The 13994-nt window shown below is 60.6% G+C and carries 13 protein-coding genes; 7 read left to right on the top strand and 6 right to left on the bottom strand.

The window, feature by feature from the left end; all coding sequences use genetic code 11:
- The first annotated feature begins 2 nt into the window (after positions 1-2).
- From hmcF to ACI0FG_RS12190, 7 genes are all read left to right on the top strand, one after another.
- Positions 3-1400 carry a sulfate respiration complex iron-sulfur protein HmcF gene (gene hmcF / locus ACI0FG_RS12160; RefSeq protein ID WP_419785268.1) on the top strand — a complete coding sequence of 466 codons (1398 nt, stop codon included), beginning with the start codon at positions 3-5 and terminating at the stop codon, positions 1398-1400.
- Positions 1401-1418: 18 nt separating this feature from the next.
- Entirely contained in the window at positions 1419-2306 is an 888-nt protein-coding gene (locus tag ACI0FG_RS12165; protein WP_419785269.1) for a universal stress protein, read from the top strand.
- A gap of 118 nt (positions 2307-2424) precedes the next feature.
- Positions 2425-2778, top strand: a complete 354-nt coding sequence (divK, locus tag ACI0FG_RS12170; RefSeq protein ID WP_419785270.1) for a DVU0259 family response regulator domain-containing protein — start codon at positions 2425-2427, stop codon at positions 2776-2778.
- A gap of 141 nt (positions 2779-2919) precedes the next feature.
- Positions 2920-3276 carry a DVU0259 family response regulator domain-containing protein gene (gene divK, locus ACI0FG_RS12175; protein ID WP_419785271.1) on the top strand — a complete coding sequence of 119 codons (357 nt, stop codon included), beginning with the start codon at positions 2920-2922 and terminating at the stop codon, positions 3274-3276.
- An 88-nt stretch (positions 3277-3364) separates the two neighbouring features.
- Positions 3365-5284 (top strand): response regulator, encoded by a 1920-nt coding sequence (locus ACI0FG_RS12180; RefSeq protein ID WP_419785272.1) that lies wholly within the window; start codon positions 3365-3367, stop codon positions 5282-5284.
- A 97-nt stretch (positions 5285-5381) separates the two neighbouring features.
- Positions 5382-5822: an RrF2 family transcriptional regulator gene (locus ACI0FG_RS12185; RefSeq protein ID WP_419785273.1), complete on the top strand. Its 441-nt coding sequence runs from the start codon at positions 5382-5384 to the stop codon at positions 5820-5822.
- A 30-nt stretch (positions 5823-5852) separates the two neighbouring features.
- Positions 5853-8123, top strand: coding sequence for a PAS domain-containing protein (locus tag ACI0FG_RS12190; RefSeq protein ID WP_419785274.1), 2271 nt, complete (start codon positions 5853-5855; stop codon positions 8121-8123).
- A gap of 83 nt (positions 8124-8206) precedes the next feature.
- Here ACI0FG_RS12190 and ACI0FG_RS12195 read toward each other — a convergent pair whose 3' ends face one another.
- The 6 genes from ACI0FG_RS12195 to ACI0FG_RS12220 form a co-directional block, all read right to left on the bottom strand.
- Entirely contained in the window at positions 8207-9544 is a 1338-nt protein-coding gene (locus ACI0FG_RS12195; protein WP_419785275.1) for a sigma-54-dependent transcriptional regulator, read from the bottom strand.
- Positions 9541-11037: a PAS domain-containing sensor histidine kinase gene (locus ACI0FG_RS12200; RefSeq protein ID WP_419785276.1), complete on the bottom strand. Its 1497-nt coding sequence runs from the start codon at positions 11035-11037 to the stop codon at positions 9541-9543. The genes ACI0FG_RS12195 and ACI0FG_RS12200 overlap by 4 nt, the downstream gene beginning before the upstream one ends.
- A 146-nt stretch (positions 11038-11183) precedes the next feature.
- A complete protein-coding gene (locus ACI0FG_RS12205) occupies positions 11184-11870 on the bottom strand; it encodes a hypothetical protein (RefSeq protein ID WP_419785277.1) in 687 nt (228 codons plus the stop codon).
- 1 nt (position 11871) lies between these two features.
- Positions 11872-13149 (bottom strand): sulfite exporter TauE/SafE family protein, encoded by a 1278-nt coding sequence (locus ACI0FG_RS12210; RefSeq protein WP_419785278.1) that lies wholly within the window; start codon positions 13147-13149, stop codon positions 11872-11874.
- Between the two features lie 55 nt (positions 13150-13204).
- The gene (locus ACI0FG_RS12215; RefSeq protein ID WP_419785279.1) at positions 13205-13597 is read right to left on the bottom strand and encodes a response regulator; all 393 of its coding nucleotides are present in this window, start codon (positions 13595-13597) and stop codon (positions 13205-13207) included.
- Positions 13594-13983, bottom strand: a complete 390-nt coding sequence (locus ACI0FG_RS12220; RefSeq protein ID WP_419785280.1) for a response regulator — start codon at positions 13981-13983, stop codon at positions 13594-13596. Before ACI0FG_RS12220 ends, ACI0FG_RS12215 begins: the two co-directional genes overlap by 4 nt.
- Between the last annotated feature and the right edge of the window lie 11 nt (positions 13984-13994).

Raw genomic sequence — 13994 nt, forward strand, 5'->3', positions numbered from 1 at the left:
AAATGCCCGAAGGAACTATTTGTAACAAGATGCCCGTCAAGACCGAGGAACAGCTGAAGCTGACCCTCGCCGACAAGGGCGGCAAGTTATACTACGAAGAGATGAACCATCTGGATGTGGACACCGACAAGCTGTGGGCCACCCTCCAGAGCACCATGAAATCCAAGACCAAGACCTGGCTTGAGATCTGTGCCCACTGCGGCCTGTGTGCCGAGTCCTGCTTCCTGTACCAGGTCAACGGCCGGGTGCCCGAGCAGGTGCCTTCCTATAAGATCCAGTCCACGCTGGGCGTGATGTGGAAGAAGAAGGGCAAGGTGGACAACGCCTTCATGCAGATGTGCATGGAGACGGCCTGGTCCAAGTGCACCTGCTGCAACCGCTGCGGCATGTACTGCCCCCATGGCATCGACATGGGCGTCATGTTCAGCTACCTGCGCGGCGTTCTCTACTCCCAGGGCTTCGTGCCGTGGGAGCTGAAGATCGGCGCCGGTATGCACCGCGTCTACCGCGCCCAGATGGACGTGACCACCGAGGATTGGGTGGAGACCTGCGAGTGGATGGCCGAGGAGACCGAGGAAGAATGGCCGGGTCTGGAAATCCCCGTGGACAAGCCCAATGCGGACATAATGTACACCTGCAACGCCCGTGAGCCCAAGCACTACCCCGAGGATATCGCCGAAGCGGCCATTCTCTTCCATGTGGCGGGCGAGAACTGGACCGTACCCTCCGAGGGCTGGGAGCAGACCTCGCTTTCCATGTTCGCCGGCGACTGGGAATGCTGCAAGGACAACGTCATCAACGTGTACAACGCCATTGAGCGGCTGAACCCCAAGCGGGCCATCGGTACCGAGTGCGGCCACGCACACCGCGCCACGGTCATCGAAGGCCCCTACTGGGCCGGACGCGAGGACGGACAGCCGCCGGTGCCCTATATTCACTATGTAGAATGGCTGGCCGAGTGCCTGCGCACCGGCAAGCTCAAGATCGACCCGGCCAAGCGCATCAAGGAGCCCGTCACCCTGCAGGACTCCTGCAACTACGTGCGCAACCAGGGTCTCAAGAACATCACGCGCGAAATCATCAGCTACATCGTTGAGCCGGGCTATTTCGTGGAGATGTCCCCCAACAAGGAACACAACTACTGCTGCGGCGGCGGTGGCGGATTCAACGGAATCGGCCTGTACCGCGAGCAGCGCAACGTGGCCCTGCGCAAGAAGATGGAGCAAATCCTGGCGACCGGCTGCAAGCTGGTTATAGCCCCCTGCCACAACTGCTGGGACGCCATCCGCGACCTGGAGGAAGAATACAAGATCGGCATCCGCTGGTCGTTCCTCAAGCCGCTGATCATCGGCATGCTTGACGTGCCCGAGCATCTGCTGCCCAAGGAAGAGGACGAGTAACCAAGGAGCGAGGTGAATATGTTCAAGAAAATTCTGCTGGCGACCAGCGGCGCTCCGTCCACTTTCGGCGCGGCCCGCGTCGCCTTCGACATGGCCAAACGCTATGGCGCCGAGGTGCTGGTGTTCAACGTCATGGGCGTGCCTACCAAGGCATACTCCCAGGTCGTGAACGACACCCGCACCGGCGAAGAGGTCGAAGTGGACGACGAGTACCGCGCCTGGGTCGAAGAGGAGCTGAAGAGCACCTTCGAGAAGCAGATCGAGGCTGTGGAGTACTCCCGGATCATCACGACCACCGGCGTGCCCCACCGCGAGATTCTGCGCGCGGCCCGGGAAAACGATGTGGACTTGATCGTCATGGGCGCCAGTTCCGGCAACGAGTCCGTGTACCACAAGGGATACCCGGGCTCCACCCTGCAACGCGTGGCCAAGGCCGCACGCTGCCCGGTGCTGACCGTCCACCGCGAGACCGCCTCCTACTGGGGCGGGTTCGGCCACATCGTCTTTGCCACGGACTTCTCCAGGCAGGCGGACAGCGCCTTCAAGTTCGCCCTGGCCACGGCCAAGGAACTTGATTGCGACCTGACCATCCTCCATGCCCTGGATATCAGCGGCAAGGTGCTGGGCCAGAACGAGATTGAGGACCGGATCATCGCCGCGCGCGAGCGCATCCGCACCACCTACGATCTTGGCGACTTCAAGAATTGCGATATCGAAGTCTGGGAGGGCGTCCCCTATGTGGAGATAGTCAAGATGGCTCGCGAGCGGTCCGCCGACCTCATCGTCATGGCGCACCACTCCCAGGAGCTGAACCCGGAAATGGCGCGCATCGGCTCCACCATGGAGCAAGTTATCCTGCGCGCGGGCTGCCCCGTTGTGAGCGTGAGCAAGCCCGACAAGGTATAAGCGTTGAGCTGGCGTTCGGCGGGGGCCGGACGCCAGAAATTAAAATGCCGCGACCAGCCTTGGCGGGAGTGGTCACGGCAAATGGCACGATGGGATTCGTGCGAACCAGGAGGCTATTATGACAAAGAAGATCCTGATTGTCGATGACGACGTGGAGATTCGTTCGTATCTGTCCGAACTGCTGGGAGATAATGGGTATGAGACCGTAACCGCGAGCGACGGCGCAGAAGCCGTGGACATCGCCAAGGCCGAAACCCCGGACCTGATCACCCTGGACCTGGAGATGCCCAATGAATGGGGTCCGAGGTTCTACCGCAAGATCAGCCAGGACGACGCCCTGAAGCGTACGCCCGTGGTGGTCATCAGCGGCCTGAATGCCATCAAGTACGCCATTCCCAAGGCCGTGGCCAGTCTGACCAAGCCCTTCGAGCCCGAGCAGCTTCTCAAGATCGTGAAGGATAACATCGGCTAGTGCCGATGACGTTACAGGGAAAACCCGGTCGGCGCGGCCACCGCATCGGCTGGGTTTTCCGACTTGAACTTGCGCGCAGGTTGAGTATACGGTGTCGGGCACCGTGGAATAATCCCCGGCCTTGAACACCAGGTTGAAAGCATGTCGAAAAAGATCATGGTGGTGGATGACGATCCGGATATCGTCGACTACCTCATCAGCGTATTCGAAGACCACGGATACGACACCTGCCGCGCATCCGACGGTATATCCGCCTATGATGTGGCCATGGCCGAAAAGCCGGACCTCATCACGCTGGATATTGAAATGCCCCACGAGTGGGGACCGCGTTTCTACCGTCGGTTGACCAGCGAGAAGGAATTCTCGGACATCCCGGTGATCGTCATCAGCGGCCTGTCCGGGATACATCTGGCCATTCGCCGGGCCGTGGCGACCATCAAGAAGCCCTTTGACCCGGCGGACGTTATCCAGATAGTGCGTGAAGCACTGGGCGAATAGCCCACCGCATCCTTGGGGGAGGCTGCGGAATCCGGAGGAGTAGATTCGTCATGAACGGATGCTCCTCCGGCCATGCCGGGAGGCTGTGATGGATTTCAACAAGTTGCTGCTCGTGGATGACGAGGAGGGGGTTCGCCGGTTTCTCGGCCTGTCCCTGATGGACCTCGGCTACGAGGTCAAGACCGCGGCAAACGGCCGTGAAGCCTTGGACATATTCGACAAGTTTCAGCCCGACATCATCTTTACCGACATCAAGATGCCGGTCATGGACGGCATTGAGCTGCTCCGGCATGTAAAGAAAATTTCGCCGGATACCGAAGTGGTCATGATCACCGGTCACGGCGATCTTGATCTGGCCATCGAGTCCTTGAAATTCGATGCCTCGGATTTCATCACCAAACCGATCAACAACGACGTCCTCGAAGTCTCCCTGGAACGCGCCAAGGAGCGGCACACCATGAAGCGCCAGCTCCGCGAACACACGGAGAACCTGGAACGCCTCGTGGAAGAGAAGACCAGCCGCATCATCGAACTGGAACGGCAAAACGCCGCCTGCCAGGTGGTCAACGGCCTCTCCTCCGCCCTGGAAAGCGCGGCCCGCGAAGTGGAAACCGGCTCCGGCATGTTCAACGAACTGCCCTGCCTCGTCTCCATTCACAACCGTTATCTTGAGATCGTGGCCCACAATACCCTCTTTGCGGAACGGCTGGGCGAGCACGTGGGCGACAACAGCTTCGATATCTACTCCGACCGCACCTCGCCGGGCAATGCCTGCCCGGTGCAGCGCACCTTCCAGACCGGCAAGGGCCAGCGCAGCCGCGAGACCTTTCTGGGCAAGGACGGCGAGGAAATCCCCGTCACGGTTTACACCGCCCCGCTCCCGAACAAGGACGGCGAAATCGAGCTGGTCCTCGACATTTCAGTGGACATGACCGAGCTGCAACGCCTCAAGGACGAACTGCTCGCCACCCAGTACAAATACCAGAGACTCTTCGATGAGGCCCCCTGCTACATCACGGTGCAGGACTCGGATTTGAACATCGTCGAGGCCAACCGACTCTTCAAGCGGGACTTCGGCGAGGTGGAAGGCCACTTCTGTTTCGAAGCGTACAAGCACCGGAACGAACCCTGCGAGGGGTGTCTGGTGGACAAGACGCTTCTGGACGGCGAGGCCCGCCAGCGCGAGACCGTGGTCACCACCCTTACCGGCGAACGCAAAAACATGCTTGTCCAGTCCGCCCCTCTGCACGACGCATCGGGCCGGGTCTTCCAGGCCATGGAGTTGTCCACAGATATTACCGAGATCCGGCGGTTGCAGGATCACCTGACCTCGCTGGGCATCATGCTTGGTTCCATGTCCCACGGCGTCAAGGGGATGCTCACCTCGCTGGACGGCGGCATCTACCGCCTGGAGTCCGGCCTGCGCAAGGGAGACGCCCAGCGGGTTGACGCGGCCACCAAGACCCTCAAGTCCATGATCGGCCGGGTCAAAAAGATGGTCCTGGACATCCTGTACTACGCCAAGTCCCGCGAGCTGGAAGCCGAGGCCGTGGACGCAACGGAATTCCTGCGCGAAACAGCCGCCATCGGCGCGACCAAGGCAACCTCGGCCGGAGTCGAATTCGTGGAGGATCTCCCGGATGGACTGGGGCAGATCAATGCCGACACCGCCGCCCTTTCCGCCGCGCTGGTCAACTTTCTGGAAAACGGCGTGGACGCCTGCGAAGGACTCGGATCTCACGGCGGTGGACTGCTGACCTTCTCAGCATCCTGCGGCGATGACAATCTGGTCATCAAGATAACGGACAACGGCATGGGCATGGACCAAGAAACCCGGGAAAAGATTTTCACCTTGTTTTTCTCATCCAAGGGCAAGCGCGGCACGGGCATCGGCCTGTTCATTTCCAACCAGACCATCGAACAGCACGGCGGTTCCATTGCCGTGGATTCCGCGCCGGGCGAGGGCACGACCTTCACCATTACCCTGCCGCGGGGCGACAGCCGCTAGGAAAGGCCGTTATCGACCCATTTGATTGTAAGGGGGTTTCTGCTATGTTGCGGACCAATAAGGGGCAAGAAGCCCCGGTTACAGGGAATCGACAGCCATGAAACTGACCACGCGCAGCAAATACGGAACCCGCCTCCTCCTGGATATCGCGCTCCACTCCGAAGACGGCCACCCCGTGCCGAGCAAGGATTCGGCCGAGCGGGAAAACCTTTCACTCAAGTATCTGGAAAAACTTGTTAAAGTTTTAAAACAGGCAGGCTACGTGAAAGGCAAACGCGGCCCCAACGGCGGCAACGTGCTCATGCGTAAGCCCGAGGACATCTCCATCGGCGAAGTGGCCCGGCTGCTGGACGGCGAAGAACCGTCGCCGGGCTGTGAAGGCGATGTATCCACCTGCCCGCGCGCGGCCGTGTGCCTGCGCCGCTCCATTTGGGAGGACGCCAGCATGGCCATGTACAAGATGCTCGACTCCTACTCCCTAGCCGACCTGGTCAAGGATGCCCGCCTCTGCCCGATGGACCATCCGCCGGCAAAGTAACGTGCGCCAGCCGGGCGGGAGGGAGGCCCGATGTTCCTGAAAAGAGTGCGAACAAGCCTGATCGCCAAAATGATCCTGTCCGGCGGGGTCACGCTCCTGCTGTGCGCCTTCCTCTGGACCGGCTTCAACGTCTGGTATTTCAAACGCAACGTCGTCTCCGGGGTCATGTCCGACATAAACATGATCTCGGACACCATCATGCTCGCCCTGCACTACGCCATGATGCTGGATTCCGAAGACGATATAAAAGAGAACATCAACAATATCAGCCGCCAGGAAGAGATCCGCAACATACGCGTCTACAACAAGCAGGGGCGCATCGTCTTTTCCAACGTGCCGGAAGAAGTGGATACGGTCATCGACCGCCACGCCAAGCCATGCTGGACCTGCCACCAGTATACGCCCACCCCGCCCGTCATGCCGCTCAAACAGCGCACCCGGCTCATAGAGGACAAGGACGGCGCGCAGCACATGGCCATCATGACACCCATCCCCAATTCCGAGGGGTGTTCGCCCGGTCCCTGCCACGTCCACAACAAGGACGAAAAAATCCTGGGTTTGCTGGACGTGACTGTGGCCATGGACGACAAAAACGCCATGATCTCCACCTTCGAGCGGGCCAATATCACAAGCTCGCTGCTGGTCTTCATCGCCACCTTCGCTGCCCTGTTCCTGTTTACCTACCGCTTCATCTTCCGGCCTATCCGTCGGGTTGTCGGCGCAACAAGGGAATACGGCGCAACCGAACACTTCACCGAGATCGACCTTGACCAGAACGATGAGATAGGCACCCTGGGCCGCGCCTTCAACGGCATGGCCAGACGCATCTCTGAAAACCACCATGCCCTGCGGGAGCAACGCGAGGAATTCCGCAACCTGTTCGACAACGTGCCCTGTCTGGTCAGCGTGGTGGACGGAGACTACCGGATCGTCCAGCACAACTCGGCCTATGAAAAGCACTTTGGCACCCCGGAGGGCAAACGGTGCTGGCAGGTGAACAAGGGGCGGCTGGAAAAATGCCGGGTATGCCCAGTGGACCGCACCTTTGCCGACGGCGGTTCGCACATGAGCGAAGAATCAGGCATGTCAAAAGACGGCCACCCCACTTATTGGATCGTCTACACCTCGCCGGTGCGCAACCCGGAGGGAAAAGTAGTGGCCGCCATGGAAATGATGGTGGACATTACCTGGCGGAAGGAACTGGAGCAACGGCTGGCCATTTCAGAGCACCGCTACCACGCTATTTTCGACTCCATTCCCGGCGCGGTATTCGTCCTGGACAGAAAGAATCTGGAGATCATCAACTGCAATGAATCGGCAACAGAGATATACGGCTGGCCGCGCGAGGAACTGCTGGGACGCTCCTTCCTGAGCCTTTTCCGGCCCGAGGAGGCGGACGGCTGGGCCGAGCCCATCAGAACCTGGCCGGAAATAGAGCTGTGCACGCATGTCACCCAGGAGGGCGATCCCATCTTCGTGTTCGCGCGCATCTCCCCGGCCGACTTCGACAAACGGGACGCCCTGATCGTGGTCTGCACCGACGTCACCCGCAAGGTGGTGGCCGAACAGCAGGTCATCCAGGCGAGCAAGATGTCCACCCTGGGCGAAATGTCCACCGGTGTGGCCCACGAACTGAATCAGCCCCTGACCATCCTCCAGGCCATCTCCAACCTGCTGACGCGCAAGGTGCAGCGAAAGGCCCCCATTGAACCGGAAATATTGGAGGAAATGGCGGAAGGCATCTCCACTCATGTGGAGCGAGCCGCCAAGATCATCGAGCATATGCGCGAATTCGGACGCAAATCCGACATGAAGACCATGCCGGTACAGGTCAACGATGTGCTGCAACGCGGTTTCGAATTCTTCAGCCAGCAACTGACGATCCACAATATTGAAGTCATTTGGGACCTGAAGGGCGGCCTGCCAATGATCATGGCCGACTCAAACCGGTTGGAGCAAGTAGTGGTCAATCTGCTGCTCAACGCCCGCGATGCCATAGAGGAAAAATGGGCGGGCAAGAACAGCGAAGCGGACAAACGCATCCACATCCGTTCCTTTACAAAGGGCGACCGGGTCTGTTTCCGCATCTGCGATACGGGCATGGGCATTCCCACGGCCATCCGCGACAGGCTTTTCGAGCCATTCTTTACCACCAAGAACGTGGGCAAGGGCACGGGCCTCGGCCTGTCCATCTCCTACGGCATCGTCACCGACTACGGCGGAGACATCACGGCCCGCGACTGGGAACCCGGCGGAGCCTGTTTCGAGATATCCTTCCCCAGAGCAGCCTGCGAACTTTAGCAGACTGACAACAAAACAGCACTTCGCGACGCGCCCGAAAAGGGGGGCACAACACCTCCCCCTTTTTTGGGGGAGGGTGGGGATCAATCCTCCACGCCCTCTATGCGGCGCAGTTTCTCGCGCAGAGTCTTGCGGTTGATGCCAAGGATTTCCGCAGCCCGGGTCTTGTTGCCCCTCACCGTCATCAGCACGCGCTGGATGTGCTCGCTCTCCACCTCGGCCAGAGAGCGATTGCTTCCGGCCTCGCGCGGCAGGCAGAAGCGCATGGCGTCCGGCAGGTCGGTCACGTCGATGGGGTCGTGGTCCACGATGACCACAACCCGCTGAATCAGATTCTCCAGCTCCCGCACATTGCCGGGCCAGGAATATCCGCGCAACACGCCCAGGGCCTCGTCCGTGAGCCGGGGCGGCGTGCGGTGCATGGCCTTGGAAAACTTGGTCAGGAAGTGGTTGACCAGCACCAATATGTCGTCCCCGCGCTCGCACAGGGAAGGCACCGGGATGTCCACCACGTTGATGCGGTAGAAGAGGTCCTCGCGGAAAGTCCCCTCCTCCACCATACGCCGCAAATCCTTGTGGGTGGCGGCGATGATGCGGGTATCCACTTTATGCACCCGGCTCGATCCCACCTTGGAAAATTCCTTGGACTGGATGACCCGAAGCAGCTTGGCCTGCATGTTCGGGCTGGCGTCGCCTATCTCGTCCAGAAAGATGGAACCACCGCTGGCGATCTCGAAGAACCCGGCCCGTCCGTCCTTGGCCCCGGTAAAGGCACCCTTGACGTGGCCGAAAAGCTCGCTCTCCACCAGACTGTCCGGGATGGCCGTGCAGTTGACCGGCACGAACGAGGAGGCGCGGCGTACGCTGTTGTAGTGCACGGCCCGGGCCACCAGTTCCTTGCCGGTGCCGGAGTCTCCGGCAATGAGCACGTTGGCGTCCGTCCGCGCGGCCTTGCCGATACGCTGGAACACATGTTCCATCTCCGGTGAGCTGCCGATGATGCCGAAGTTGTCGGGCGGGGTATCGGACGAGGAAAGGACCCGACGCCGCTGCAACCGCTCCACGATGCGCTCCACGGCCGAGAGCAGTTCCTCGGTGGTGAACGGCTTGGCCAGATACTCACCAGCTCCGTCCTTGATGGCCTCCACCGCGCCGGGAATGGACGGATATCCGGTGATCATCATGATCTCGGTATCCGGATAGTTGGCCCGGACGTGGCGGATCAGGTCCATGCCCGTGGACTGGGGCATTCGGTAGTCGGTAATGACCAGATCAATGGCCATGTCTTCGAGCAGGGGCAGGGCGTCGCTCACCCGCTCGCAGGTGTGGACCTCATACCCTTCCGGCACCAGATTGCGCTTGATGACCTCCAGGGTGGCCCGGCTGTCGTCAACAGCGAGAATTCGCGTGGCTTGACTCATGATTCCGCCGTATTGCTTATGGATTGACAGGGCAGCACCACCTCGACACGCGTGCCCCGGCCGGGCTCGCTGTCCACCTGGATGACGCCGCCGTGCGCCTTGACGATGCCGTGCACCACGGAGAGGCCGAGGCCGGTGCCCCGGTCCACGTCCTTGGTGGTGTAGAACGGCGTGAAAATCTGCTTGAGGGCATCGCGGTCCATGCCCGGCCCGGTGTCCTCCACGATGAGGTAGGCGTCCTCGCCGTCGGAGAGGGTGGAGATGGTGACCTGCCCGCCCTGCTCCATGGCCTGAATGGCGTTGGAGACCAGATTGACCACCACCTGCTTGAGGTGCTGCGGGTCGGCCATGATGACGGGCATCCCCTCCGCATAGTCGCGCACCAGTTCCACGTTGCCCCGCTTGGCTCCGGACTGGGTGATGCCGAGTCCCTGCTCCACCACCTCGTTGAGGTCAACGGGCAAGAGCTGCGGCGGCAACTGGCGGGCAAAAAACATGAGCTTGCGGATTATCTCCCTGGCGTGCAGGGACGATTCCACTATGCTCCCGAGATCGCTGGCCACCTGCTCCGGCAATCCCGGTGACTGAAGCGCCAGCTCGGCAAACCCCAGAATGTTGGCGAGCGGTTCGTTGATCTCGTGGGCCACTCCGGCGGAAAACTGGCCGATCTTGGCCAGACGGTCCGCACGCCTGAGCTGCGCCTCCAGCGTCCGCTTGGCGACACGGGTCTCCTTGCGGGCCACCATGACCGCAACCTGCTGGGCCACGGCCGTCAGCAGGTCCCGTTCATCCGGGGTGAATCGGCCGCCGCCCAGTCCGCCGGGCCGCAGCACCGCACGCAGCGAGCCGCGCTTTTCACCCAGGATCAGGATGGGTTCCTTAAGCAACTGGCCCGCTTCGAAGTCGCAGTATCCCGGTGTTTCCCACACGTCGCGATCCACGGTGAGGCGCAAAAAAGTATTGGAGGGGTCCTGAAAGGCGGGCGGCAGGATGGGCATCAGCTCCTCGAACACGGGAGCCAGTTCACGGTCCACCCGAGTGACCATCTGGCTGATCTGGAACAGGCAGTTCAGTTCCCGGTTGCGCTCCATGAGGGAGGAACGCTCGCGCAGCAGGCCGTCCTCGCGCAGGGTGTGGTCGGTAACATCCTGCCCCACGCAGAGCACCGAGACGATGGACCCTTCGGAATCGGCCAGCGGCTTGAGATTCCAGTTGATGTAGACCTTGTCGCCGTCGCGGTCCTTGATGACGCCGGCCATGGCCGAAACGCCCTGGCTGTTGGTGTGTTCCAGCACGGCCCGGCGGGCCGCGGCGCGCTCCGGTCCCGGGATGAAGGTGTCGAACCAGTCCAGTCCCGCCAGTTCATCCATGGAATACCCGGTGAGGGCTTCCAGCTCGGAATTGCCATGCACCACCCGTCCCCGGAGGTCCAGAGTGACCACGATGCCGTGGCTGAGCTGCATGACAGTGTCGTAATAATCCTGAAAATTCATCCAAGCGACCTCACCGGACGTCAATACGAGAAATAGACAGATGCGTAAACAAAAACCGGGGCGAAATGCCCCGCCCCAGGGGCGTACGGCCCGACCTTGCGGGGGGCCGGACCGTACTGGGTTGGGGCATTAGGCTGATTCCCAGATTAATGGCTGAGACGCAATCCCCAGCCCTCGAAGAGGAAGAGGATGGCGAAGCCGTACCACAGGGTGTAGAAAACATAGAACACCAGGGAGAAGATAACCAATCCCATGCGCTCCGATATGTGTTCCGCATCGATGCCGAAGTAGTTGTATGCCGCCTCGACCGCCTTCTTCTGGATGGTCAGCACGGTCTTGGCCGCATCAAACGCCTTCTGCTTCTTGAGGGAATTATCCATCTGGCTCAGGGTCATCCACCAGTTGTAGAGCACACGGCGGCCCTCCACACCATACTTGCCCTTGAGCGTGTCGCCGTCGTTGTCATATAGGGACTTGGAGTCGGTCAGACACACATCGAGAATGGTTCCCAGGGAACCGGTCACGGTAAGCGCCTGTCCGTCCACGGCCACTTCGGCCCCGGCAGCGGTGAGCATGGCGGCCGACTGCGTGGCGACATTGATGTCCTTGTACTTCAGATTCAGGGTCACATTGCGGTCCGCCAATCCGGCGGCGTCCGGCTTCAGGCTGGCCGCGTAGTCCACGGAACCCTTTGATATGGAGTTGTACAGGTGATCCAGATACTGCATCCCGTTATGGCCGTGGTAGATGGGCTGGAACATGATCACCATTACCACGAAGAAGACCACAAGCAGGCCGATTCCGGTTCCGAATTCCTTCTTGTTGGCAATCATGTTAGCGAACCTCCTCTCTCTTGAGCGTGCCCAAGTTCTTCAAAAACGTTCCGATAACCCAGACCGAGAATCCGCCGATGACTATGAAGAACGCCCATATACCTATGTTGTTCAACAGAGCGCCTGTTGCGGGTGATAGGGAAATGACCTCCATTTCCGCCAGCTTGCTCGGCAGAGCGAAAATCCGGTTCATGAAACCGGCCAGCACGGCCATGGCGTAAAAACCGCGGATGGTGATGCCGGGCACGACCTTGGTGACCAGTGCGCCGATCTGAATGCCCAGCAGGGAACCGATGAGCATACCCATGGCCAGGGTGTAGAAGATGAAGCCGTAAATGGCATACTGGCTGATGGACGCGAAGCCCGCCGTGAACACGATCTGGAAGATATCGGTACCGACCGTGGTCATGGAGGACACGCCGAGCACATAGACGAAGATGGGGAAGGTCAGGAACCCGCCGCCAACGCCCATGATGCCCGCTGCCAGACCGACCAGCACGCCGGAGAGAACCAGGAATATCCAGGAAATGCGACGGCCGCCGGGAACCAGGTCCTGATCGAAGCTGATCATCGGAGGCACCTTGACGGACTGCAGGTTGCGGGACAGGGCGCCAATCTCGACCCCTTCGCCGCCGTGGGCGTCACCGCCGGACGCAGCCTTGCGCGAGCGCAGGAAGTCGGTCAGGGCGTAGAAGCCGAGGAAACCGAGCATCAGGGAGTAGACAGTGGTGATGAAGGCGTCACTGAGCACCGGATTGATCTCGTAGAGCAATCGGTTGATGATGCCGCCCGCAGTGGCTCCCAGCACCGCGCCTATGAGGAAGACGAAGGCCAGGCTAACGGAGACGTTGCCGAGCTTGCGGTGGATGACGCTGCCCATGATCGCCTTGGCGAAGATGTGGAACAGGTCGGTACCGACCGCCAGGATGCCCTTGATGCCCGCACTCATCAGTGCCGGAGCGATGATGAAGCCGCCACCCGCGCCGATGCAGCCGGTAATGAGTCCCGCACCCACGCCGATGGCGATGGACACCAGGAAGATACCCAGGCTGTAGAAGGCCGGGCTGTAGGCCTTTTTGCCGCCCAACAGCGTGGGCAGAACCGGGCCGAGATCATCGGCGAAACAGATGCCGCCCAGGATCACCGGAATCAGCATCAGCCCAATAATAATCAGCTTTTTCCGGCTGCTGACGATCGACCTTGCATTTTCGATCTCCCAGCGGGCGAGCGATTCGGCCCCCGCCATCATGAATCGTCCCCAATCCTTGAAGAAGTGCATACTCTCCTCGCTTCCTTATAAATGTTGCTTGTTTTCCCGAAGCCCGTCCGCTCGGTTACGCACCGGCCTCACCGTTTCCTCTACCGTGCCGCGCAGCAGCCTGGATCTTTTCCATCAACTCATCCATGGCCGCCGGTTTAAGCAGGTAGTCGCAGGCTCCCATGGCCAGGCTTGAAATGACGATGTCCGTAGTGGCGTGCGCCGTGAACATGATCACCTCCACCCGTGGATACTGCCGCTTGATCTCGCCCAGGACCTTGATCCCGTCGATGCCCGGCATCTTGATGTCGAGCAGGACCACATCGAAGTGTTCCGAGGCGAGGGCTTCCAGGGCCTCGTTGCCGCCCGGAGCGGTGCGCAGACACACACCCCGCCGGGTTAGCCGCTTGCCCACGGCCGACGCGAAGTCGGGTTCGTCATCGACATGAAGCACCCGAATTTCCCTCATAACGCCTCCCCGGCACGGCCCGCCGTCCGCAGCACGGTTTCCAGGAGCTGCTCGAATTCCATCGGCTTCGACAGATATCCGTTCGCCCCCTGCTGCATACAGGCATCACGCGCCTCCTCGCTGCCGTGTCCAGTAAGCATCAGAACCGGCATCTCGGGCACCATGAGCTTGAACACCTTGAGAATCTCCAGGCCGTCCATACCTTCGAGCTTGAGGTCCACCACGGCCACGTCGAAATCCACGCGGCGCAGGGTACGAACGGCCTCCTCGCCGCTCGCAGCCGTCGAGACATCCACGCCCCGACGAGCCATGCGCTTGCGCAGCACCTCGGCGAACCCGATCTCATCATCCACGATGAGCAGTCTGACCGCGTTTCCCTCGCTCATGATCCGACTCC

This window comes from Pseudodesulfovibrio sp. 7M6, assembly GCF_050058625.1.
Classification (GTDB): Bacteria; Desulfobacterota; Desulfovibrionia; order Desulfovibrionales; family Desulfovibrionaceae; genus Pseudodesulfovibrio; species Pseudodesulfovibrio salinus.